The 22,736-nt window shown below is 71.0% G+C and carries 23 protein-coding genes; 10 read left to right on the top strand and 13 right to left on the bottom strand.

Translation table 11 applies throughout. From position 1 onward, the window contains the following. Window positions 1-248 precede the first annotated feature (248 nt). Window positions 249-566 carry a nucleotide pyrophosphohydrolase gene (locus QM788_RS06150; RefSeq protein WP_415660599.1) on the top strand — a complete coding sequence of 106 codons (318 nt, stop codon included), beginning with the start codon at window positions 249-251 and terminating at the stop codon, window positions 564-566. Window positions 567-673: 107 nt separating this feature from the next. Continuing rightward, window positions 674-1,192 (top strand): GNAT family N-acetyltransferase, encoded by a 519-nt coding sequence (locus QM788_RS06145; protein WP_415660598.1) that lies wholly within the window; start codon window positions 674-676, stop codon window positions 1,190-1,192. Here the strand turns inward: QM788_RS06145 and QM788_RS06140 are convergent. After that, window positions 1,189-2,235, bottom strand: a complete 1,047-nt coding sequence (locus QM788_RS06140) for a hypothetical protein (protein WP_415660597.1) — start codon at window positions 2,233-2,235, stop codon at window positions 1,189-1,191. The two genes, QM788_RS06145 and QM788_RS06140, sit on opposite strands and share 4 nt — an antisense overlap. Before the next feature lie 113 nt (window positions 2,236-2,348). On the opposite strand from QM788_RS06140, the gene QM788_RS06135 reads away from it, so the two are divergent. The 4 genes from QM788_RS06135 (at window position 2,349) to QM788_RS06120 (ending at window position 4,433) form a co-directional block, all read left to right on the top strand. Further along, a complete protein-coding gene (locus QM788_RS06135) occupies window positions 2,349-3,326 on the top strand; it encodes a helix-turn-helix transcriptional regulator (protein WP_415660596.1) in 978 nt (325 codons plus the stop codon). A gap of 91 nt (window positions 3,327-3,417) precedes the next feature. Then, window positions 3,418-3,726, top strand: coding sequence for a DUF883 family protein (locus QM788_RS06130; RefSeq protein WP_415660595.1), 309 nt, complete (start codon window positions 3,418-3,420; stop codon window positions 3,724-3,726). 21 nt (window positions 3,727-3,747) lie between these two features. Continuing rightward, complete coding sequence (locus tag QM788_RS06125; RefSeq protein WP_415660594.1) at window positions 3,748-4,134, top strand: phage holin family protein; 387 nt, start codon at window positions 3,748-3,750, stop codon at window positions 4,132-4,134. Next, window positions 4,131-4,433: a hypothetical protein gene (locus QM788_RS06120; RefSeq protein WP_415660593.1), complete on the top strand. Its 303-nt coding sequence runs from the start codon at window positions 4,131-4,133 to the stop codon at window positions 4,431-4,433. The genes QM788_RS06125 and QM788_RS06120 overlap by 4 nt, the downstream gene beginning before the upstream one ends. Window positions 4,434-4,435: 2 nt before the next feature. Here the strand turns inward: QM788_RS06120 and QM788_RS06115 are convergent, their stop codons facing one another. Together QM788_RS06115 and QM788_RS06110 are read right to left on the bottom strand one after the other, a co-directional pair. Beyond that, window positions 4,436-5,020, bottom strand: a complete 585-nt coding sequence (locus tag QM788_RS06115; RefSeq protein WP_415660592.1) for a cob(I)yrinic acid a,c-diamide adenosyltransferase — start codon at window positions 5,018-5,020, stop codon at window positions 4,436-4,438. A 67-nt stretch (window positions 5,021-5,087) separates the two neighbouring features. Further along, entirely contained in the window at window positions 5,088-5,312 is a 225-nt protein-coding gene (locus QM788_RS06110) for a hypothetical protein (protein ID WP_415660591.1), read from the bottom strand. A gap of 90 nt (window positions 5,313-5,402) precedes the next feature. Here QM788_RS06110 and QM788_RS06105 point away from each other — a divergent pair, with 90 nt between their 5' ends. From QM788_RS06105 to QM788_RS06095, 3 genes are all read left to right on the top strand, one after another. Further along, window positions 5,403-6,791: an FAD-binding oxidoreductase gene (locus QM788_RS06105; protein ID WP_415660590.1), complete on the top strand. Its 1,389-nt coding sequence runs from the start codon at window positions 5,403-5,405 to the stop codon at window positions 6,789-6,791. 71 nt (window positions 6,792-6,862) lie between these two features. Further along, on the top strand, window positions 6,863-7,105 hold the full coding sequence (locus QM788_RS06100) for a DUF6364 family protein (RefSeq protein WP_415660589.1): 243 nt from the start codon (window positions 6,863-6,865) through the stop codon (window positions 7,103-7,105). After that, the gene (locus QM788_RS06095) at window positions 7,095-7,541 is read left to right on the top strand and encodes a TA system VapC family ribonuclease toxin (protein WP_415660588.1); all 447 of its coding nucleotides are present in this window, start codon (window positions 7,095-7,097) and stop codon (window positions 7,539-7,541) included. Before QM788_RS06100 ends, QM788_RS06095 begins: the two co-directional genes overlap by 11 nt. 6 nt (window positions 7,542-7,547) lie before the next feature. Here the strand turns inward: QM788_RS06095 and QM788_RS06090 are convergent, their stop codons facing one another. The 10 genes from QM788_RS06090 to QM788_RS06045 form a co-directional block, all read right to left on the bottom strand. Then, window positions 7,548-10,283 carry a SpoVR family protein gene (locus QM788_RS06090; RefSeq protein WP_415661165.1) on the bottom strand — a complete coding sequence of 912 codons (2,736 nt, stop codon included), beginning with the start codon at window positions 10,281-10,283 and terminating at the stop codon, window positions 7,548-7,550. 89 nt (window positions 10,284-10,372) lie between these two features. Further along, window positions 10,373-11,665, bottom strand: a complete 1,293-nt coding sequence (locus tag QM788_RS06085; RefSeq protein ID WP_415660587.1) for a YeaH/YhbH family protein — start codon at window positions 11,663-11,665, stop codon at window positions 10,373-10,375. A 15-nt stretch (window positions 11,666-11,680) separates the two neighbouring features. Next, complete coding sequence (locus QM788_RS06080; RefSeq protein WP_415660586.1) at window positions 11,681-13,603, bottom strand: PrkA family serine protein kinase; 1,923 nt, start codon at window positions 13,601-13,603, stop codon at window positions 11,681-11,683. A gap of 141 nt (window positions 13,604-13,744) precedes the next feature. After that, a complete protein-coding gene (locus QM788_RS06075; protein ID WP_415660585.1) occupies window positions 13,745-14,791 on the bottom strand; it encodes an ABC transporter ATP-binding protein in 1,047 nt (348 codons plus the stop codon). Next, entirely contained in the window at window positions 14,788-16,143 is a 1,356-nt protein-coding gene (locus tag QM788_RS06070) for a GH1 family beta-glucosidase (protein WP_415660584.1), read from the bottom strand. Before QM788_RS06070 ends, QM788_RS06075 begins: the two co-directional genes overlap by 4 nt. Before the next feature lies 1 nt (window position 16,144). Then, entirely contained in the window at window positions 16,145-16,993 is an 849-nt protein-coding gene (locus QM788_RS06065) for a family 16 glycosylhydrolase (RefSeq protein WP_415660583.1), read from the bottom strand. A gap of 2 nt (window positions 16,994-16,995) precedes the next feature. Continuing rightward, complete coding sequence (locus QM788_RS06060) at window positions 16,996-18,333, bottom strand: GH1 family beta-glucosidase (RefSeq protein WP_415660582.1); 1,338 nt, start codon at window positions 18,331-18,333, stop codon at window positions 16,996-16,998. After that, complete coding sequence (locus QM788_RS06055) at window positions 18,333-19,157, bottom strand: carbohydrate ABC transporter permease (protein ID WP_415660581.1); 825 nt, start codon at window positions 19,155-19,157, stop codon at window positions 18,333-18,335. The genes QM788_RS06060 and QM788_RS06055 overlap by 1 nt, the downstream gene beginning before the upstream one ends. Continuing rightward, on the bottom strand, window positions 19,154-20,047 hold the full coding sequence (locus tag QM788_RS06050; protein ID WP_415660580.1) for a carbohydrate ABC transporter permease: 894 nt from the start codon (window positions 20,045-20,047) through the stop codon (window positions 19,154-19,156). Before QM788_RS06050 ends, QM788_RS06055 begins: the two co-directional genes overlap by 4 nt. A gap of 53 nt (window positions 20,048-20,100) precedes the next feature. Continuing rightward, the gene (locus QM788_RS06045; protein ID WP_415660579.1) at window positions 20,101-21,384 is read right to left on the bottom strand and encodes an ABC transporter substrate-binding protein; all 1,284 of its coding nucleotides are present in this window, start codon (window positions 21,382-21,384) and stop codon (window positions 20,101-20,103) included. 84 nt (window positions 21,385-21,468) lie between these two features. Between QM788_RS06045 and QM788_RS06040 the strand changes: the two genes are divergently transcribed. Beyond that, on the top strand, window positions 21,469-22,605 hold the full coding sequence (locus QM788_RS06040; RefSeq protein WP_415660578.1) for a LacI family DNA-binding transcriptional regulator: 1,137 nt from the start codon (window positions 21,469-21,471) through the stop codon (window positions 22,603-22,605). Window positions 22,606-22,736 lie beyond the last annotated feature (131 nt).

The raw sequence follows: 22,736 nt of genomic DNA, 5'->3' as shown, positions 1-22,736 counted from the left end.
GCGGGCGGGGGCAAGCCTGTGGACGGCGCCGGGACAACTGGCCGGATATCCACAGGCCGGCGGCCCGCGGCCAAGTTGTTCCCAATCGCGGACACGGCCGTCCGGGGCCTGGCGCACAGGCTTGTGCGCGGGTCAAGCCCTTGCCGCGCCAGGGATTTTTCCGCTTGTCCACAGCGGCGGCGCCTCTCTACCACCATGACCACTTTGAAATCTTGAATACCGTCTGGAATACATCGGACACTGCCGGCATGGATTTCCAAGCCCTGCAGCAGCGCCTGCGCCGATTCGCCGCCGACCGCGACTGGCAGCCCTGGCAGACGCCGAAGAACCTGGCGATGGCCATGACGGTGGAGGCCGCCGAGCTGCTGGAGATCTTCCAGTGGCTGACGCCCGAGCAGTCGCTGTCGCTCGGCGACGACCAGCGCCGCCACCTCGGCGAGGAGCTGGCGGACGTGCTGCTGTACCTGGTGCAGATCGCCGACCATGGCGGCGTGGACCTGGAAGCCGCGGTGGAACGCAAGCTGGCGATGAACGCCGTCAAGCACCCGCCGCTGCAGAAGCCCTGAACGCGGCCGGCTGGAGCGCAGGAAAAAAATCTGTCAAGGGGCCGGCCGGCCGTGCCGGGCAAGGACAATCCCGCGCTTTCGTCCCCGCGTCAGTGCCCAAGAGTTCCATGTCCGTGATCCAGGTTCGCCCCGCCACCCTGCGCGATGCCAAGGCCATCGCCGAGATCCATGTCGCCGCCAGCCAGGACGCCTACAAGGCGCTGCTGCCGGCCGCGGCGCTGGACGCGATGTCGGTGCAGAAGCGCCAGGCCTTCTGGCGCGAGGCCATCGACCTGTGCGAGCCGCAGGTCATCGTGGCTCACCTGGACAACAAGATCATGGGCTTCGCCGGCTTCGACCGCTCGCGCGACAAGGGCACGCCGGCCACGACCGGCGAGGTCTGGGCGCTGTTCGCCAGCCCCGAGCACTGGGACAAGGGCGTGGGCCTGGCGCTGTGGGACGCCACGCGCGACGGCCTGCAGGAAGAAGGCTGCACCAAGGCCACGCTGTGGTGCTATCTGCGCAACGAGCGCGCGCTGCGCTTCTTCGAGCTGGCCGGCTTCAAGCGCGAGCTGGGCAGCGCCCGCACGACGGAAGTGGGCGGCGCGCGCATCGAAGAGATCCGCCTGCACCGTTCGCTGGTTTAAGCGGTATAGCCGCCGGTAGACAGGGCCCAGCCGTCCGTCGCGTCCTCGTGGCGCTGCACGTGCACGGGGCTGGGCTTTTTGGCCGCCGCGCGCTCCACCAGCGCCTCGGCTTGCTCGGGCCGCAGCTGCAGCGCGAAGCGCATCCAGCGCTTGAGCACCAGCGGCTGCGCCCAGGCGTCTTCCAGCGCCCAGCGGATCTCGTGCGGCTGCTGCAGCTCGTTGGCGGCCAGCACGCGCGGGGCCAGCGCGAGCAGGAAGCGGTTGAAGTCCGTGCGCAGCGCATCGGTCGGCAACAGGGCTTCGAGGCGGCCCAGGCGCGCACTCCAGCCCGGCGTGGCGAGCTGGCGCGTCACGAAGGCCTGCAGCGCCTGGATGGGGTTGAACAAGCGCAGCCGGTTCGGCGGCAACAGGTGCAGAGGGATGCCGGCGGCCTGCTCATGGCTCAGCGGCGTGACGAAGCTGCTCAGCACCGCCAGGCGCTGCCATTCGGCCGCGGTGAGCCCGCCGACGCGGTTGGCGGGGGCGGCGGCGCAGCGGGCCGCCATGTCGGCCAGCGCCTCGTGATCGTGTGAGCCCTTGGCGCGGTTGGCGCGCCGGCTCATGACGGCGAGGTTGCCGGCCGCGTAGCCGGCGTCGTCGCGCACGCGGTCGATGGAGCGGTTGCCGGCGTCCAGCGGTTCGCGGCCGATGGGGCAGTGCGTGGTGTCCAGCTGCGCGAGGTGATGGGGCGTGAGCTGGATGTCCTCGAAGCTGCGGCCGCGCGCCCAGGCGTGGGTGCGCAGCGCCAGCCATTGCTCGACCTGCGGGCTGGCCGGCGTGCGCACCGGGCGGCCGCGCGCGGCCAGCCAGCCGCGCTGCAGCGGCGATTGCGGGTACAGATGGGCGATGGGCGGCGTCACGCCGTGCAGCGCGTGGTCGCGGCCCAGCGCCAGGCCGGCCTGCTCGTGGGCGCTGACGCTGGCGGGCGCGCCGGCCGCCATGTCGAGGTCGTACTGGACGAGGGCGGGGCGTGCGGCGGTCGGGCGGGTGAGGGCTGCTTGCATGTCGGGCTCCTGGGGTGAGAGGCAGGCCGGGGATTCGCGGGCCTTGCAAGCAGTGTGGCGGTCGAGTGGCTCATGAGATGATCCACCGGAGAAACACTGGGGAAATTTTCAGCATGGACCGCACCGAGCGCTTCTACAAGATCGAGCACCTGATCCGTTCGCGCGGCTGCGTGTCCTTCGCCGAGCTGCGGGCCGCGCTGGAGGTGTCGCCCGCGACGCTCAAGCGCGACCTGGCCTACCTGCGCGGGCGCATGGACGCGCCCATCGAGTACGACGCCGCCGAGAACGGCTACCGCTTCGGCCAGCAGTGGCGCGGCGGCAAGCACGAGCTGCCGGGCGTGTGGTTCAACGAGGCCGAGCTGCATGCGCTGCTGACCATGCAGCAGATGCTGGCCGGGCTGGACGAGCAGGGCGTGGTGGGCCGGCACCTGCAGCCGGTGTTCGACAAGGTCACCGCGATGCTGGGCGTGGACGCGGCCGAGGCGGACGAGCTGCGGCGGCGCGTCAAGCTGATCGGCACGGCGCGGCGGCGCGTCGCGGGCGACTGCTTCGAGACCGTGGGCAGCGCCGTCGTGAAGCGCCGCCGCCTGGCCATCCGCTACCGCAAGAAGCGCGATCCGACGGGTGCCGGGGCCGGCGTGCGCGAGGTGTCGCCGCAGCGGCTGGTGCACCACCGCCATGCCTGGTACCTGGACGCCTGGTGCCATGCCAGCGACGCCTACCGCCGCTTCGCGCTGGACGGCATCGAGAGCGCCACGCTGCTGGACGACGCGGCCAAGGCCGTGCCGCTGGCCGAGCTGGAGGCCGAGCTGGACCAGGGCTACGGCATCTTCGCCGGCGGCACGCCGCGCGAGGCCGAGCTGCTGTTCAGCGCCGAGGCGGCGGCCTGGGTGTCGCGCGAGGAATGGCATCCGGCGCAGAAGAGCGAGTTCCTGCCCGACGGCCGCTGGCGCTTGCGCCTGCCCTATGTCGACGACACCGAGCTGCTGATGGACCTGCTGCGCCACGCCGGCCAGGTCGAGGTGCTGGCGCCGCCCGCGCTGCGCGAGGCCCATGCGGCGCGGCTGCGGCAGGCCGTGGCGGCCTTGTAGGACAAGCGCGCAACGTTTGATGCCGGTCATGCCATCCCCGGTCCGCGGGGTTAGGCTAGAACCATGTCTGATGCCTACCGAGGAGTTCGAAATGACTGATGCAACGCAGGTGAAGGAAAAACTGGCTGCCGATTTCCGCGCGGTGATGGACGACATCGACTCGCTGATGAGCGCCACCGGCAAGGAGGCCGAGGGCGAGGTCCGGGCTTTGCGCGCACGCATCCAGGACCGCCTGGGCAACGCGAAGGAAAAGCTGCTGGACGCCCAGCACGTGGCCGTGCGCCGTGCCAAGGACGCGGCCGTCGCCACCGACGACTACGTGCATGAAAAGCCCTGGCAGGCCATCGGCGCCGCCGCCGCCATCGGCCTGGCGCTGGGCGTGCTGATCGGCCGCCGTTGAGATGACGCGCACCGTCCGAGCATGAGCGACGCCCGCGAACCCGTCTCCGGGCCGCTGCGGCGGCTCGGCGCGTCGCTGCTGACGCTGGGGCGCATCCGGCTCGAACTGCTGGCCATCGAGGCGCAGGAGGAGAAGGAGCGCATCGCCGGCCTGATGCTGTGGGCGGTGCTGGCGGCGGTGCTGGCCGGCTTCGGGCTGCTGATGCTGCTGACGCTGGTCGTCGTCGCGCTGTGGGACAGCTACCGGCTGCTGGCGATCGCCGGCGCGGCGCTGGCGCTGTTCGGCGCCGCCGCGTTGGCGGTGGCCAAGCTCAAGCAGCTGCTGGCGATGCCGGCCACGCTGTTCCAGTCCAGCATCGCCGAACTGCGCGAGGATGCCGACGCGCTGCGGCGCGCCCCCGGCCCATGATCCCGCGCCTGCCCGCCACCCCGGCCGCGCGCGCGCAGCGCAAGGCCGACCTGCTGCTGGCCTCCGGGCTGATGCGCGAGCAGGCGGTGCTGTCGCTCGACGACGTGGGAGGCCGCGCCGACGGCCTGGTGCGGCGCGTGCTGGTGGTGAAGGCCTGGTTCTCCAGCCCCCTCGTGATGGCCGTGGCCAGCGGCGGCGCGGCGGCCTTCGCGGCCGCCGGCCCGAGGCGGCGCGGCAAGCTCTGGCGCGCGCTGCGCTGGGCATGGCTGGGCTGGCAGGCGCTGCAGCCCAGGCGCTGAGTTCAGTTTTCGGCGGCCTCCAGCCGCTTCAGGCGCTCGCTCTGCCAATAGACGTCGTCGCCGCCCCGCCCGTCGAGGTTGGCGCGGTTGAGCACGCGGGCGAGCACGAAGAGCAGGTCGGACAGCCGGTTCAGGTAGTGGCGCGGCGCGGCGCGGACCGGTTCCGCCGCGGCCAGCGAGATGACCGCGCGTTCGGCCCGGCGCGCCACCGTGCGGCACACATGGGCGATCGCGGCGCTGCGCGTGCCGGCCGGCAGGATGAATTCCTTCAGCCGCGGCAGCTGTTCGTTGTAATGCGCCAGCGCCTGGTCCAGCCGCAGCACCGCAGCCTCCTTCAGCAACTCGCCGCCGGGCCAGGACAGCTCGCCGCCCAGGTTGAACAGCTCGTGCTGCAGGGTGACGAGCAGCTCGCGCACGTCATCGGGCAGCGGCTCGGCCAGCAGCACGCCGAGCTGGGAGTTCAGCTCGTCCACGTCGCCCATGGCCTGCACGCGCAGGTGGTCCTTGGGGACGCGGCTGCCGTCGGAGAGGCCGGTCGTGCCGTCGTCGCCGGTGCGGGTGGCGATCTGCGAAAGGCGGTTGCCCATGGTGTTGGGGGAAGGCGTTGGCGGGCCGCCATTGTCGGCAACCGGCGACCTGCTCTTCGCGGGGCGCTCAATGCCTGCGGCCGCTGCGGTGGAAGCCGGGCTTGCGCGGCGGCGCCTCGTGCGGATGGGCGCCGGGGTGGTCGGGCACGGGGGTGCTGCCCGCCGGCGGCCGGGGCGGCGTGGGCGGCGTGCCGAAGAACTGGCGCCAGCGGGCCAGGAGCACGTCGAAACGCAATGCGCCCAGCGCGAGCAGCGCGACGGCGAGGATCAGCAGCAGCCAGGTGAGGTCCATGAGGTCGCTCCGGGAAGGTCGTCGCCCATGCTGGCACCGCCGCGCGGGCGCTGCAACACAATCGGCTGATCTGGATCAGGAGAATCATTCATGTCCGCGATGTCGCCGCTGCCGCAGGCCCTGCTTGCCGCCCTGCAGGCCGAGTTCGGCGAGCGCTGCTCCACCGCGCTGGCGGTGCGCGAGCAGCATGGCCGGGATGAATCGGTGTTCGACGTACCGCCGCCGCAGGCCGTGGTGTTCGCCGAGCGCGAGGCCGAGGTGGCGCGCGTCGTCGCGCTGTGCGCGCGGCACCGCGTGCCGGTGATCCCCTATGGCGCGGGCTCGTCGCTGGAGGGACATTTGCTGGCCGTGCGGGGCGGCATCAGCCTGGATCTGTCGCGCATGAATGCCATCGTGCGCGTGGCGGCCGAGGATTTGACGGTGACCGTGCAGCCCGGCGTCACGCGCAAGCAGCTGAACGAGGCGCTGAAGCACGAGGGCCTGTTCTTCCCGATCGACCCCGGCGCGGACGCCAGCCTCGGCGGCATGGCGGCCACGCGCGCCAGCGGCACGAACGCGGTGCGCTACGGCACGATGCGCGAGAACGTGCTGGCGCTGCGCGTCGTCAACGCCCACGGCGAGGTGGTGCGCTGCGGCTCGCGCGCGAAGAAGAGCAGCGCGGGCTACGACCTGACGCGCCTCGTCGTCGGCAGCGAGGGCACGCTGGGCGTCATCACGGAGCTGACGGTCAAGGTGCATCCGCTGCCCGAGGCGGTGTCGGCGGCGGTGTGCTTCTTTCCCGGCATAGCCGCGGCGGTGCGCACGGCGATGCAGGTCATCCAGCTCGGCGTGCCGATCGCGCGCTGCGAGCTGCTGGACACGAACGCCGTCCGGGCGGTCAATGCGCACGACAGGCTGGGGCTGAAGGAGTCGCCCATGCTGCTGATGGAGTTCCATGGCAGCGAGGCCGGCGTGGCCGAGCAAGCGGCCGTGGTGCAGGCGGTGGCGGCCGACCATGGCGGCGAGGCCTTCGAATGGGCCACCACGCCCGAGGCGCGCACGCGGCTGTGGACCGCGCGCCATCATGCCTACCTGTCGGGCCTGCAGATGCGCCCCGGCTGCCGCGCGGTGACGACGGACACCTGCGTGCCGATCTCGCGGCTGGCCGAGAACATCGAGGCCAGCATTGCCGAGGTGGAGGCCGCCGGCCTGCCCTATTTCATCGTCGGCCACGTGGGCGACGGCAATTTCCACATGGCCTATCTGATCGACCCCGGCCGGCCCGAGGAGCTGGAAACGGCCGAGCGGCTCAGCGCGCAGATGGCGGCGCGCGCGATCGCGCTGGACGGCACCTGCACCGGCGAGCACGGCATCGGCCTGCACAAGCAGCGCTTCCTGGTGGACGAGGCGGGCGACGAGGCCGTGGCCGCGATGCGCGCCATCAAGCAGGCATGGGACCCGCTGGGCATCCTGAATCCGGGCAAGGTCTTCAGCGGCTGAAGTCCGGATGCAGCCGCAGTGCGGCCGCAGGCAGGAGGGGTCATTGATGCAGAAATCTGTATATTCATGGCATGAAAACCACCCTCGACCTGAACGACCAACTGCTGGCGGATGCCAAGGCCCTGGCTGCGCAACAGCGCACCAGCCTGACCCGGCTGATCGAGGAGGGGCTGCAGTTGCGGCTGCGTGCGCGGGCGGCCCAGCCGGCTGGTGGCCGGGTGCGCCTGCCGGTGTTCGGCAACGGCGGCCTGGTGGCCGGGGTGGACCCGAAGTGCAACAAGGCCTTGCTGGAGGCCCTGGGCGATGACGCCTGACGTGAACGTGTTGGTGGCGGCTTCGCGTGCGGACCATCCGCACCACGCCGTGGCGCGCGACTGGCTCGAAGGCGCGCTGGCTGCCACCGCGCAGGGCGGCGCGGCGTTCACGGTGATGCCGATGGTGCTGGCCAGCCTGCTGCGGCTGGTGACCAGCCCCAGGATCTTCGTGGTGCCGACGCCGACGGCCGATGCCGTGGCCTTCGTCGAAGCGCTGCTGGCCGTGCCCGGCGTGCAGTTGGCTCAGCTCGGCCCGGAGTGGCCGCTGCTGAAGCGGCTGTGCCTGGCAAAGGCGCTGAGCGGCAACGACTTGCCCGACGCCTGGCTGGTTGCAGCCGTGGAGCAGACGGGGGAGCACCTCGTCAGCTTCGATCGGGATTTCAGGAAGCTGCTGGGGCGGGGCCGGTTCACGCTGCTGGCACCCCAGGCGCACTGATGCCGGTCAACCCGGCTGCGCCGGCACGTTCCAGCGCCGCGTCACGTCGCCGCGGCCGTTGACGCTCTCCAGGTTGACCGCGAAGCCCCACAGCCGGCCGACGTGCTTGAGCACCTCCTGCGCGCTGTCGTGCAGCGGGCGGTTCTGGTGCTGCTGGTGGCGCAGCGTCAGCGAGCGGTCGCCGCGCAGGTTGACGTTCCAGACCTGGATGTCGGGCTCGCGCGCGGAGAGGTCGTACTGGCGGGACAGCGCCTGGCGCAGGTGGCGGTAGCCGGCCTCGTCGTGGATCGCGGAGATCTCGTAGTCGCTCTTGCTCTCGTCGTCGAGCACGGCGAAGAGGCGGAAGTCGCGCATGACTTTCGGGCTCAGGAACTGGCCGATGAAGCTCTCGTCCTTGAAGTTGCGCATCGCGTGGTCCAGCGTCGGCAGCCAGTCGCTGCCGGCGATGTCGGGGAACCAGTCGCGGTCCTCGGCGGTGGGCTGCTCGCAGATGCGCTTGAGGTCGGTGTACATCGCGAAGCCCAGTGCATAGGGGTTGAGCGGTGCGCCCGGGTGCTGGTGGATGACGTTGGTGTGGGACTTGAGCCACTCGATCATCATGCCGTCCGACAGGTAGCCGTCGTCGTACATCTGGTTCAGCAGCGTGTGGTGCCAGAAGCAGTTGTGGTTGATGAAGCAGGAGGCCTTGTAGGCGTGGGAGTTCTCGACGCTGAAGTCCACCACCGGGCCTTCGTCCAGTTCCACCCGCTCGATGGTGGTCATGTCGTGCTTGACCATGAAGCACCGGGTGGCGGCCAGCACGGCCCGCAATGCCTGGCGCTTGGCCGTGAGCCGGAAGCCGATGGCGCTGTCGTAGCGCTCCAGGTCGGAGCCGGTGATGACCAGGCGGTGGGTGCCGTCGCGCTGGGGCCGGATGGAGCAGACGATGCCCAGGTTGAGCAGCAGCAACTGCTCGGTGCGCAGCAGGGCCAGGCTCTTGCTGACCAGGATGATCTGGCGATCCTGCTGAGAGACGCAGCCGTCGGTGTCGAAGTGGCCGCGCAGGAAGGCGCACACCACCGCCTCGGGCGAGCGCAGCACGGGCGGTGGCACGGTCTTGCGGCCGGCCGCGCCCGGGCCTTGCGCGAACTCGAAGTGGCTCACCAGCACGCGGGCCAGCGCGGCGCTGTGCACGGTGCTGTTGAAGTGGTTGCGGTCGGGCCGGCGGCGGGCGCGGAGGCCGAACTGCGCCAGCATCGTGGCCTCGAAGAAGTCCAGCAGTTCCGCGTCCTGCGAGGTGAGGTTGATGCGGCCGGAATGCGAGGTCTCGACGAAGCCGTCGCCGATCAACTGGCCCAGCACTTCGGCCAGGTCGGCGTCGAGGGTGGCCGGGCGGCGGGGCAGGTCGTCCGCACCCTGCAGCGTGAGCGGGAGGGAGGCATCGGCCTTGATGGCCTGCCAGTCCAGCAGGCAGGCCTGCAGCCGGGCAGCCATCTCGGCGCCGACGCGCAGCTGGCGGTGGCCGGACTGCCATTTCAGGAAGGTGTGCGGCGACACCTGGTGCCGGTCGCAGACCGCTGCCAGGCGGGGACGCGAGGCGGTGTCGTAGTCGATGCGCGCGGGCTCGGTGGCGAACACGCCCTGCCCGCGCCGGATCTCGACCCGGTCGCCGACCCGCAGCGAGCGCAGCTCGACCCACTGGCCGCCGACCAGGATCTTGTGGTCGGCGCCGCCATGCAGCACATAGCCGTGGCGGGTGGTCAGGCGCACGCGCGGCTTGTTCGGGTGGCTGAACCAGTTGACGACGCGGTTGCCGTCCTCCACGCGGCCGTCGAACTGGCTGTCCACCAGATCCTGCGCCGGCATCAGGCCGGCGTCGGTGACGATCAGCGTGTCGCCGGTGACGCAGGCCCAGCCTTCGTTCATGACCTGGGTCTGGCGCTGCGGGTAGAAGTACTGCGCGATCTTGCGCACGATGCGCACGACCTCGCGCTGCCAGGGCTCCAGCAGCGGCGCGTTCTTCTCGATGAAGTACAGCAGGTTCTCCTGCGGCTCCTCGGGGAAGCGGCGGCTCTCGGCCGCCTCGTCGGGGCGGTCGGGCCTGCGGGGCAGCGTGCGCCAGAGGTCGTTGACCTGCGACTGCGCGTGCTGCTCGCGCTCCTTCTGGCGCGCGCGCTCCTCGGCCAGCGACAGCTTGGCCGGGCGGCGGTAGCGGTCCACGCCGTGGTTCATCAGCGCGTGGCAGGAGTCGAGCAGCGCCTCGACGGCGTCCAGGCCGTGGCGCTCCTCGCAGTCGGCGACGTAGTTCTTCGCGTAGACGAGGTAGTCGATGATGGACGACGCGTCCGTCCACATGCGGAACAGGTAGTTGCCCTTGAAGAAGGAGTTGTGCCCGTAGCAGGCATGGGCGATGACCAGGGCCTGCATGGCCAGCGTGTTCTCCTCCATCAGGTAGGCGATGCAGGGGTCGGCGTTGATGACGATCTCGTAGGCCAGGCCCATCTGGCCGCGCCGGTAGTGGCGCTCGGTGGCGATGAACTCCTTGCCGAAGCTCCAGTGCCGGTAGTTCACCGGCATGCCGACCGAGGCGTAGGCGTCCATCATCTGCTCGGCGGTGATGACTTCGAGCTGGTTGGCGTAGGTGTCCAGGCCGAAGCGCTCGGCGGTCTGCCGGATGGCGGCGTGGTAGTCCTCGATCAGCTCGAAGCTCCAGTCGTTGGGCGAGGGCAGCGGCCGGCCGGGGCGCTGCGCCAGCGGCAGCATCCGGCGCAGCGGCTGGCGCTGGCGGCGCTCGGGCATGCCGCGCGGCGGCACGGCGGGGCGCTCGGGGTGGCGGCGGTCCTCTCGCGTGCTCATGGATGCGTCCCTTCCTTCTTGAACAGCTCGCGGAACACGGGGTAGATCTGCGCGGCCTCGACGGCCTTGCGCATCGCGAAGTGGGGCGCGTCCCCGGCGAGCGTCTCGTATTCCTCCCACAGGTTCTGCTCGGGCTCGGCCACCTGCACGTAGGCGAAGTAGCGGCACAGCGGCAGGATCTTGTCCGCCAGCAGCTCGCGGCAGCGGCTGCTGTCGTGGTGCCAGTTGTCGCCGTCGCTGGCCTGGGCGCCGTAGATGTTCCAGTCGGCGGGCGGGTAGCGCTCGCGGATGATCTGCTCCATCAGCACCAGCGCCGACGAGACGACGGTGCCGCCGGTCTCGGTGGCGTGGAAGAACTCCTGCTCGTCCACCTCCTGCGCCTGCGTGTGGTGGCGGATGAAGACGACGTCGATCTTCTCGTAGTGCCTCGTCAGGAACAGGTAGAGCAGGATGAAGAAGCGCTTGGCCAGGTCCTTGCGCGCCTCGTCCATCGAGCCGGACACGTCCATCAGGCAGAACATGACGGCGCGGGTCGTCGGCACCGGCACGCGGATGCGCGAGCGGAAGCGCAGGTCGAGGGGGTCGAGGAAGGGGATGGCGGCCAGGCGCGCCTTCAGCTCGCGGATGCGTTCGCGGGTTTCGGCGAGCAGGCACGGCCATTCATTGGAATCTTGCGGGCGGTCCTCCTTCAGCAGCTCCTGCTCGCGCGCTTCCAGCTCGTGCAGCTCGCGGCGCTTGTCCATGCCCAGCGCGATGCGGCGGCCCAGGGCACCGCGCATCGAGCGGACGACGTGCAGGTTGGTCGGCGTGCCGTCGGACGTGAAGCCGGCGCGGCGCGACTGCCACTCCGGCGTGTCGGCCAGCGTCGTGCGCGCGAGGTTGGGCAGGGCCAGGTCGTCGAAGAAGACCTGCATGAACTCTTCCTTGGTCAGGTGGAAGACGAAGTCGTCCTCGCCCTCGCCGGCATCGCTGGCCTGGCCGCCGCCCGCGCCGCCACCCTGCCCGCCCTGCGGCTTGGGCATGCGGTCGCCCTTGACGTACTCCTGGTTGCCCGGCCGCACGTCCTCGCGGATGCCGCCGTCGCCATGGCCGAAGACGGGTTCGCTCAAGTCCTTCTTCGGGATGCGCACCTCGTCGCCGCGCTCGATGTCGCGGATGCCGCGCCCGTCCACCGCGCGCTTGACGGCCTCGCGGATCTGCTCCTTGTGCCGGCGCAGGAAGCGCTCGCGGTTGCCGATGGACTTGTTCCTGCCCGACAGCCGGCGGTCGATGATCTGTTGCAGCGACATCGAACCCCCGCCTTCTTAGCTGCTCTTCCTCACGCGCAGATACCACTCGCACAGCAGCCGCACCTGCTTGGCCGTGTAGCCCTTGTCCACCATGCGCTGCACGAAGTTCTCGTGCTTCTTCGCGTCCTCGGCGCTGGCCTTGGCGTTGAAGCTGATGACCGGCAGCAACTCCTCGGTGTTGGAGAACATCTTCTTCTCGATGACGGTGCGCAGCTTCTCGTAGCTGGTCCACAGCGGGTTCTTGCCGGCGTTGTTGGCGCGCGCGCGCAGCACGAAGTTGACGATCTCGTTGCGGAAGTCCTTGGGGTTGCTGATGCCGGCCGGCTTCTCGATCTTCTCCAGCTCGGCGTTCAGCGCGCTGCGGTCGAAGACCTCGCCGGTGTCGGTGTCGCGGTATTCCTGGTCCTGGATCCAGTAGTCCGCATAGGTCACGTAGCGGTCGAAGATGTTCTGACCGTATTCGGAATAGCTCTCCAGGTAGGCGGTCTGGATCTCCTTGCCGATGAACTCGGCGTAGCGCGGCGACAGCTGCTCCTTGATGAAGCCGACGTATTTCTCCTCCAGCTCCTTCGGGAACTGCTCGCGCTCGATCTGCTGCTCCAGCACGTACATCAGGTGCACCGGGTTGGCGGCCACTTCTGCCGGGTCGAAGTTGAAGACCTTGGACAAAATCTTGTACGCGAAGCGCGTGCTGATGCCGCTCATGCCCTCATCGACGCCGGCGTAGTCGCGGTACTCCTGGTAGCTCTTGGCGCGCGGGTCGGTGTCCTTCAGGTTCTCGCCGTCGTAGATCTGCATCTTGGAATACAGCGACGAGTTCTCGGGCTCCTTCAGCCGGGTCAGCACCGCGAACTGGCTCATCATCTTCAGCGTGCCCGGCGCGCACTTGGCCTCGGCCAGCGACGAGCCGCGGATCAGCTTCTCGTAGATCTTGACCTCCTCGCTGACGCGCAGGCAGTAGGGCACCTTGACGATGTAGACGCGGTCGAGGAAGGCCTCGTTGTTCTTGTTGTTGCGGAAGGTCTTCCACTCGCTCTCGTTGCTGTGCGCGAGCACGATGCCGTCGAAGGGGATCGCGCCGAAGCCCTCGGTGCCCTTGTAGTTGCCCTCCTGCGTGGCCGTCAGCAGCGGGTGCAGCACCTTGATCGGCGCCTTGAACATCTCGACGAACTCCAGCAGGCCCTGGTTCGCGAGGCACAGGCCGCCGCTGTAGCTGTAGGCGTCGGGATCGTCCTGCGCATAGGTTTCGAGCTTGCGGATGTCCACCTTGCCGACCAGGCTGGAGATGTCCTGGTTGTTCTCGTCGCCCGGCTCGGTCTTGGAGACGCCGATCTGCTTGAGCACGCTCGGATGGCGCTTGACGACCTTGAACTTGCGGATGTCGCCGCCGAACTCGTCCAGCCGCTTGACGGCCCAGGGCGACAGGATGCGGTTCAGGTAGCGGCGCGGGATGCCGTAGTCGCGCTCCAGCAGCGGGCCGTCCTCGATGGGGTCGAACAGGCCCAGCGGCGATTCGTTCACCGGCGAGCCGGCCAGCGCGTAGAAGGGCACGCGCTCCATCAGCTGCTTGAGCCGCTCGGCGATGCTGCTCTTGCCGCCGCCGACGGGGCCGAGCAGGTAGAGGATCTGCTTCTTCTCCTCCAGCCCCTGCGCCGCGTGGCGGAAGTAGCTGACGACCTGCTCGATGGCCTCTTCGAGCCCGTAGAACTCGGCGAAGGCCGGGTAGATCTTGATCGTCTTGTTCGCAAAGAGGCGCGACAGCCGCGGGTCGTTGCGCGTGTCCAGCATCTGCGGCTCGCCGATGGCCTGCAGCATGCGCTCGGCGGCCGAGGCGTAGGCCAGCGGGTTGCGCTTGCACTCGGCGAGGTAGTCCTCCAGCGAGAGTTCCTCGACGCGGCCGCGCTCGTAGCGCGCGGCGAACTGGCTGATGACGTCCATGTCCACACCTCCGTCTGTTGCCGGGTGCGGACGCGGGCCGCGACTGCACCCGATGCGTAGAACCTGGAGGCCATCTTGCGCAACGCGGGCGGCGCGCGCAAGTGACCCGCTGGCGAGGGTGTGCGCTTGTGGCGCTTTGGCCTATGGATGTGCTAGCCGGTCGCCGGCCTCGTCGAACCAGAGCTGCCGGGCCGCGTCGAAGCCGAAGCGCACGCCGTCGTGCAGCGCCAGCTGCGGCTGGCCCGGCAGCACCGCGCACAGCAGCGTGCCGCCGGCCTCGATCCACAGCAGGTGCTGGTTGCCCAGCGGCTCGACGAGCTGGATGCGGCCCTCGAAGGGCTGCCCGTCCCCGATCAGCACGTGTTCGGGGCGCACGCCCAGCGTCAGCGCGGTGCCGTCGGCGGCGGCGTGCGGCAGGCCGATGCCGCCGCAGTGGAAGCGGCCGTCCTGCACGCGGCCGGCGAGGCGGTTGATGGTCGGCGAGCCGACGAAGCTGGCCACGCGCAGGTTGCGCGGCTGCTCGTAGACCTCGGCCGGCGTGCCGATCTGCTGGATCTCGCCCTGGTGCATGACGACGATGCGGGTCGCCAGCGTCATCGCCTCGACCTGGTCGTGCGTGACGTAGACCATCGTGTTGCCCAGCCGCGCGTGCAGCAGCTTCAGCTCGCGGCGCAGCTCGGCGCGCAGCTTGGCGTCGAGGTTGGACAGCGGCTCGTCCAGCAGCAGCACGCCGGCCTCGCGGACGACGGCGCGGCCGATGGCCACGCGCTGGCGCTGGCCGCCGGAGAGCTGGGCCGGGCGGCGGTCCAGCAGCGGCTCCAGCTGCAGCATGCCGGCCGCGCGGGCCACGCGCGCGGCGATCTCGGCCTTGGGCGCGCCGGCCATCTTCAGCGGGAAGGCGAGGTTGTCGCGCACGCTCATGTGCGGGTAGAGCGCATAGCTCTGGAACACCATGCCGACGCCGCGCGCGCTGGGCTCGGCATGGGTCATGTCGCGCCCGCCGATGTCGATGCGCCCGCCGCTGACCGGGTTGAGCCCGGCGATGCTGTGCAGCAGCGTGGACTTGCCGCAGCCCGAGGGGCCGAGCAGCACGAGGAACTCGCCGGCGTGGATGTCGAGGTCGAGGTGGCGGATGACCTCGTGGCCGCCGAACGTGATGTTCAGGCCCTGGATGTGGACGCGGCTCATGGGGCGGGGCTTTCGGCGCGCAGGAAGTGGCGGAACCATTCGCCGCTGGCCTTGAGGCGGCGGCGCTGGGTGGCGTAGTCGACGTGGGTGAGGCCGAAGCGGCGCGTGTAGCCCTCGGCCCACTCGAAGTTGTCGAGCAGGCTCCAGACGAAATAGCCCTTCAGCGGCACGCCCGCGCGCACGGCGCGCAGCGCGGCGGCGAAGTGGGCGGCCAGGAAGCGCTGGCGCGCGTCGTCCTGCACGAAGCCGTCGGCGTCGGGCACGTCGTCGAAGCAGGCGCCGTTCTCGGTCAGGTAGACGGCGGCGGGGCGGTAGTCGCGCTGCACGCGGGTCAGCAGCTCGGTCATGCCCTCGGGCACGATGGGCCAGCCGAAGGCCGTCAGCGGCGCGCCGGGCGTGGGCACGACGCGGGTGGCGATGCCCTCGCCGCCGGGCGCGTCGGCGATGGTCTCGGGAAAGTAGTAGTTGACGCCGAGGAAGTCGCACGGCGTGGCGATGCGCGCCAGGTCGCCGGCCTCGACGCGGGGCGCGTCGTCGCCGAGCGCGGCGAGCACGTCCGCCGGATAGCCGCGGCCGTGCAGCGGGTCGAGGAACCAGCGGTTGCGCAGCCCGTCGTGGCGCTGCGCGGCGGCCTGGTCGGCGGGGCCGGCGCTGGCGGCGCGGATCGGGTGCAGGCTCAGCGTGATGCCGGCCTGCGCGCCGGGCGCGGCGGCGCGCACCGCGGCGACGGCGTCGCCATGGCTGACGAGCAGGTGGTGGCAGACCTGCAGCGCCGCGCGGAAGTCGCGCAGGCCGGGCGCGTGCACACCCTCGTGGTGGCCGAGGAAGGCGGTGCACCAAGGCTCGTTGTGCGTGATCCAGTGCTTGACCCGGTCGCCCAGGTGGTGGGCGACCGCATGCGCGTAGTCGGCGAACGCGGCCATCGTGTCGCGGTTCAGCCAGCCGCCGCGCTCCTGCAGCGCCTGCGGCAGGTCCCAGTGGTAGAGCGTGGCCCAGGGCTGCAGGCCGCGTGTCAGCATGCCGTCCACCAGGCGCGAGTAGAAGGCCAGGCCCTCGGCGCTGGGCCGCTCGCCGACGCCGTCGGGGAAGATGCGCGGCCAGGCGATCGAGAAGCGGTAGGCGTCGACGCCGAGACCTTGCGCGAGGTCCAGGTCCTCGGGCCAGCGGTGGTAGTGGTCGCAGGCGGTGGCGCCGCTGCTGCCGTCGCGGATCGCGCCCGGGCGCTGGCAGAAGCGGTCCCAGATGGATTCGCCCTTGCCGCCTTCGCGGGCGGCGCCCTCGATCTGGTAGGACGAGGTGGAGCAGCCCCAGGCGAAGCCGGGCGGGAAGTCGTGGCGGTCCGGCGTGGTCACGTCAGCGCTGCTCCTCGTAGATGCGAACCCAGTCCACGGTCATCTGCGCGGGGAACACGGTGCGCTCGTCGGGCGGGCCGGGCCAGTCGCCGCCGATGGCGAGGTTCAGGATCAGGAAGAAGGGCCGCTCGAACACCCAGCTGCCGCCGGCGGGCAGCCGGGCCGGCGTCAGGCGGTGGTATTCGACGCCGTCCATCAGCCAGATGATTTCGTGCGGGCGCTTGATGACGGTGAAGACGTGGAAGTCGTCCGCCACCGGCGCGCCCAGCGGGTGGGGCTGGTTCAGGCTCTGCGCGCCGGAGTAGCCGGGGCCGTGCAGCGTGCCGTAGATGGTGGCGGGCGTCTGGCCGACGTATTCCATGATGTCGATCTCGCCCGCGTGCGGCCAGGGCAGGCCTTCGCCGAGGCTCCAGAACGCCGGCCAGATGCCCTGCCCGGCCGGCACGCGGATGCGCGCCTCGACCTTGCCGTAGGTGTAGCGGACCCGGCCCTCGGTGACGAGGCGGGCCGAGGTGTAGCCGCAGGGGCGGCCGTTCCAGCAGGGGCCGGCGTCCGCCACTTTTTCGGCGCGGATGACGAGGCGGCCCTGGCCGTCGAGGAAGGCGTTGCGCGGCGCGGGCGTGTAGTACTGCAGCTCGTGGTTGCCCCAGCCGTCGGCCTCGCGGTTGCCGAGGTTGCTGTGCCAGTGGGCGGGGTTGGGCGCGCTGCCGGCGGGGCCGTCGAATTCGTCGGACCAGACCAGCTTCCAGCCCGCGCCGTCCGCAGGCGCGGGCGCGGAGGCGGGCGCGGCGACGCTGCCGCCGCCGCAGCCGGCGAGCAGGGCGCCGAGGGTGAGCAGGAGGGCGCGCATGGTCAGCCCCCCCATTGCCGCAGGAAGTCGCGGTACCAGTGCGCGCTGGCCTTGGGCGTGCGCCGCAGCGTGGCGTAGTCGACGTGGACGATGCCGAAGCGCTTGGCGTAGCCGCTGGCCCATTCGAAGTTGTCCATCAGGCTCCAGACGAAGTAGCCGGCCATCGGCACGCCGCGGCGCGCAGCCTCGGCGACGGCGGCGATGTGGTCGCGGACGTAGGCGATGCGGTCCTGGTCGTCGACGCGGTGGCTGGCGTCGGCGTGGTCGGGGAAGGCGCCGCCGTTCTCGGTGATGTGGACGGGCGGCAGCGCGTCGCCGTAGTCGGCCTTCATCTGGCACAGCAGGTCGGTCAGGCCCGTGGGGTGGATCTCCCAGCCCATGTCGGTCAGCGGCAGGCCGGCGGCCGCGGCGTCGTAGGGCCGGGTGGCGCTGGCGATGTAGCGGGTGTAGTAGTTGACGCCGAGGTAGTCGATCGGCGTGCGGATGATGTCGAGGTCGCCGGGCTCGACCCGGGGCGCGTCGGCGCCGAGGTCGGCGAGCGCCTCGGCGGGGTAGCTGCCCTTGAAGACCGGGTCGCTGTACCAGCGGCGGCTGTGCGCGTCGGCCAGGCGCGCGGCGGCCAGGTCGGCCGGGCTGTCGCTGGCGGCCTGCGTCGCGGCGAAGTTCAGCACGATGCCGAGCCGGGCGGTGGCGCCGTCGGCGCGCAGCGCCTGCACCGCCAGGCCGTGGCTGAGCAGCAGGTGGTGCGACACCTGGGCGGCCACGGCGCGGTCCTTGATGCCGGGCGCGAAGATGCCTTTCTCGTGCCCCAGCGTGGCGACGACCCAGGGCTCGTTGTGCGTGGCGATGGCGTGGAGGCGGTCGCCCAGCCGGGCCTGGATGCCGCGCGCGTAGTCCACGAAGCGGTGCGCCGTGTCGCGCGCGGCCCAGCCGCCCTGTTCCTGGAGCGCCTGCGGCAGGTCCCAGTGGTAGAGCGTGGCGAAGGCGCGGATGTTGCGCCGGGCCAGGCCGTCGACGAGGCGCCGGTAGAAGTCCAGCCCCGGCTCGTTCCAGGCGCCCCGGCCCTGCGGCTGCACGCGCGCCCAGGCGATCGAGAAGCGGTAGGCGTTGACGCCCAGCGAGGCGATCAGGTCCAGGTCTTCCTCGAGCCGGTGGTAGTGGTCGCAGGCGACGTCGCCGTTGCTGGCGTCGGCGATGACGCCGGGCTGGCGGCAGAACACGTCCCAGATGGAGTCGGCCTTGCCGTCCTCGCGGGCGGCGCCCTCGATCTGGAAGCTGCTGGTGGCGACGCCCCAGGTGAAGTCGGGCGGGAACTGGTGGTGCAGGGCTTGGGTGGGCATCACTTGACGGCGCCGGTGGTCAGCCCGGCGATCAGTTGGCGGGAGGAGACGACGAAGAGCACGATGAGCGGCAGCGTGGCGATGGCCGAGCCGGCCATCAGCGCGCCCCATTCGGTGTTGACGGTGCTTTGCAGGCTGCGCAGCGCCAGCGGCAGCGTGTAGCTGGCGGTGCTGCGCAGCACGACCAGCGGCGCCATGAAGTTGTTCCACGACGCGATGAAGGTGATCAGCCCGAGCGTGCCGAGCGCCGGCTTCATCAGCGGCAGCGCGATGCGCCAGTAGATGCCGAGCTCGCTGCAGCCGTCGATGCGCGCGGCCTTCAGCAGCTCGGGCGGCACCGAGGCGGCGGCGAACTGGCGCATCAGGTAGATGCCGAACGCGCCGGCCGCGCCGGGCACGTAGAGCGCGCGGTGGGTGTCGATCCAGCCGATCGCGTCCATGACCATGAAGTTGGGGATCATGGTCATGAAGGGCGGCACGAGCATGGTGCCCATGACGAGCAGGAACAGCGGCCGCTTGAAGCGGAACTCCAGCAGCGCGAACGCATAGCCCGCCATCGAGCAGAACAGCAGCGTCAGCGCGGTGGACAGCAGCGCGACGTACAGGCTCCAGCCGAGGTTGCGCCAGAAGGGCAGCCGGGTGGTCAGGATGTCGAGGTTGTCGCCGAGCGCGGCGCCGAACCACAGCGGCGGCGGCACGCTGAAGATCGCGTCCTTGGACTGCGTGGCGAACACGAACATGAAGTAGAAGGGCGCGAGCATCAGCAGCGCGCCGGCGCCGACGAGCGCGTAGGCCGCGAGGCGGGACAGGCCGGTCGGCTTCATGCCTGGCGCTCCTTGAAGGCCTTGTTGGTCAGCCAGGTCAGCGCCGCGAGCAGCGCGAACAGCAGCCAGGAGATCGCGTTGGCGGCGCCGAAGTCGCTGAAGTCGAAGGCCAGGCGGTAGACGTACATCGCCACCGTCATCGTCGCCTGGTCGGGGCCGCCCAGGCCGTTGGTCAGGATGAAGGGCTCCTCGAAGAGCTGCATGCCGCCGATGACGCTGAGCGTCACGCCGAACAGGATCATCGGCCGCAGCGCCGGCAGCGTGATGTGGCGGAACTGCGCCCAGGCGCCCGCGCCGTCCAGCCGCGCGGCCTGGTAGAGCTCGCGCGGGATGGTCTGCAGCGCGGCGAGGTAGAGCACCAGGTTGAAGCCCAGGTAGCGCCAGAACACCACCAGCGCGACGGCGGGCTTGAGCGTCTGCGGCTGCCACAGCCAGTTGATCGGCTCGATGCCGAAGGCGCCGTGCAGCGCGAGGTTGACCAGGCCGTAGTCGGTGGACAGCAGCGAGGTGAACAGCATCGCGATGGCGACGGTGGACGTGATGTAGGGCAGGAAGTACGCCGCCGACACCGCGTGCCCGAAGCGGCCGAACGCGCGGTTCACGAACACCGCCAGCGGCAGCGCGACGAGGTGCTGCGGCAGGCCCGACACGACGGCCAGCCACAGCGTGTTGCGCAGCGACTTCCAGAACCAGCCGTCGCCCAGCGCGAACGTGAAGTTGTCCAGCCCCGTGAAGCGCATCGCCTCCAGCCCGGCCGTGGGCTCCCAGCTCTGGAAGGCCATCCACAGCGAGAACAGCAGCGGGAACAGCCCGAACACCGCGAACAGCAGCAGGAAGGGGCTGATGAGCAGGTAGGGCGCCCAGGCGTTGGGGATGCGCAGGGGTTTCATGTCAAGGTTCCAGGTGCCATGGCGTCGGACGGCGGGCCGGGGCTGGCTTCATGTCAGCGGTTGGCGCGGTGCTGCAGCAAGGCCTGCGCGTCGCCGAGCGCCTGCGGGATGGGCTTGTCGTAGATCAGCACGTTGTCCAGCTCGCCGTTGAGCACCTCCTCGGCGAACTTGTTCTGCCGGTGCAGCGGCCGCGGCGGGATGCGGCGCGCGGCGTCGCGCCAGAGCTGGCGCGCCCGCTGGCCGCCGAGGAAGGGCATGGGCTCGTCGAAGAACGGGTCCTCGTGCGCGGACAGCAGCGCCGGGAAGGCGTCGTAGCCCTTGAAGGCGCGCAGCTGCAGCGCGCGGTCGAGCGTCAGGTGCCGGATGAGGTTCCAGGCCAGCGCCTTGCGCGCCGGGTCGGAGCGGCGCGGGATGGCGTAGTAGGTGCCGCCGTAGCCGGCGTAGCTGCCGCCGGGCAGCTGCGCGGCGCGCCACAGGCCGCGCGTCTCGGGCGCGATGACGGCGGCGAGCTGGCCGGCCATCCAGGCGCCCGTCAGCTCGGTGGCGAGGCGGCCGCGGCGCAGGTGCTCGGCCCAGTCGTTGCGCCAGGTGTCGACGATGGCGTCCAGCCCCTGGCGGCGCACCTGCAGGCACAGCGAGAAGGCGCGCTGGAACGCCGGCCCGTCCACCGCCGGCCGGCCCTGGGCGTCGAAGTAGGCGCTGTGGCCGGGCGGCTGCGTGGCGGCGATGACGATGTTCTTCAGGTAGCGCGCATGGGCGATCAGGTAGGCGCCGGTGCGGGCCTTGATGCGCGCGCCGGCCGCCACATAGGCCTCCCAGCTCGCGGTCAGCTCGGCCGGCGTGACGCCCGCGCGGTCCAGCACGTCGCGGCGGTAGAGCAGGGTGCCGGGGCCGATGTCGGTGGGCAGCGCGACGAGCGCGTGCTGGCGGTTGCGCGCCTGCTCGAAGGCGAAGGGCACGAAGCGCTCGCGCAGCGCCTCGGCGCCGTAGGGCGGGGCGCTGAGGTCCTGCAGGCCCGCGCCCAGCGAGAAGCGGCCCATGTAGCTGGCCTCCAGCGCCATCACGTCGGGCAGGTGGCTGCCGCCGCTGCTGGAGGACAGCGCCGTCGTCATCGCCGTGTGGTGGTCGTCGTACTGGCGGCTGATGACCTCGACCTCGACGCCGCCGTTGGCCTGGTGCCAGGCGGGCAGCGCGTCGCGGATGATCTGGTCGACGAGCGGGAAGGCGGCGACGACCAGCCGCGCCGGCCCCGCGCCCTCGCCGGCCCGCGCCGGGCAGGCCCCGGCCGCCGTGGCGAGGGCGGCGGCGAGCAGGTGGCGGCGGTGGGGGTCGGACATGGGCGGCGGGGTGCTGAGTAAGCGTTGAAAGCGCTTTCACGATTGTGGCGGCGAGTGGCGCATCGCCCAGCCGCAGAAACCCTAGTGCGCCGCGCCGGGGCCGCGAAAGTGGCCGCGCCTACACTGCGGGCGCCCCGCCAACGGAATCCCGGCCCGCCCATCGTGTCTTCGCGTCCCCCCCTCAAGAAAGCGCCTTCAGGCCGTTCCGCCGGCCGCGAGGCGGGCGCGGTGACGCTGGACCAGGTGGCTGCGCGCGCGGGCGTGTCGCCGAGCACGGTGTCGCGCATCCTGAACGGCACGGCCGCCGTCAGCGGGGCCAAGAAGGACGCGGTCGAGGCCGCCATCCGCGAGCTGGGCTTCCGGCCCAACCCGGTGGCGCGCGGGCTGGCGGGCGGGCGCTCGATGAGCATCGGCGTCGTCACGCAGATCATCAGCAGCCCGTTCTACGGCGAGGCGCTGAGCGGCATCGAGCGCGAACTGGACGGCGCCGGCTATGTGCCGCTGTTCGTCAGCGGCCACTGGAACGAGGCCGACGAGCGCAAGGCCCTCGAGACGCTGCTGGCGCGCCGGGTGGACGGCATCATCGTGCTGGCCGGGCGGCTCTCCGACGCCGAGCTGCTGCGGCTGTCCGAGAGCCTGCCGATGGTCGTCGTGGGCCGCCAGATCACCGGGCCGCAGCTGTTCAGCTGCAGTTTCGACCACCGCACCGGCGCGCGGCTGGCGACGGAGCACCTCATCGGGCTGGGCCACCGCCGCATCGCGCTGCTGCTGGGCGACGGCATCCACGAGGACTCGTCCGACCGCCATCGCGGCTACCTGGACGCGCTGGCGGCGGCGGGCATCGCGCCCGACCCGCAGCTGGTGGTGCAGGGCGACTACACCGAGGCCAGCGGGCTGGAGGGCGTGCAGCGCCTGCTGGAGCGCGACACGGGCTTCACGGCGCTGTTCAGCTCCAACGACCAGATGGCCATCGGCGCCTTGCTGGGCCTGTCGCGGCGCGGGCTGCGCGTGCCGGACGACGTGTCCATCGTCGGTTTCGACGACCTGGTGCCGTCGCGCTACATGCTGCCGCCGCTGACCACCGTGCGCCACGCGATCTATGAGATCGGCGTGCAGGCCGCCGCCGCGATGCTGGCGCTGCTGCGCGGGGCGCCGCCGCAGGTGCGGATGCCGGTGCCGGAGCTGGTGCTGCGGGAGTCGGCGCGGCGGCTGGCGCGTTGAGGTCGGCGCGTTGCGCGCCAAGGCTGGGCGGGGCGCAGGAGGGTGGGGAGCCCTGATGCTCCGTGTCCCCCGGCCCGCTGCGCGGGCCTCCTCCTTGACCTGCGCATCAGGGCTCCCCACCCCCGTGTCCC

Origin of the sequence: Roseateles sp. (genome assembly GCF_047654785.1) — a bacterium.
In the GTDB taxonomy this organism is placed as follows: Bacteria; Pseudomonadota; Gammaproteobacteria; order Burkholderiales; family Burkholderiaceae_C; genus Pelomonas.
Note: the sequence above shows the minus strand (reverse complement) of the source record. Positions and strands in the feature narration are given on the sequence as shown.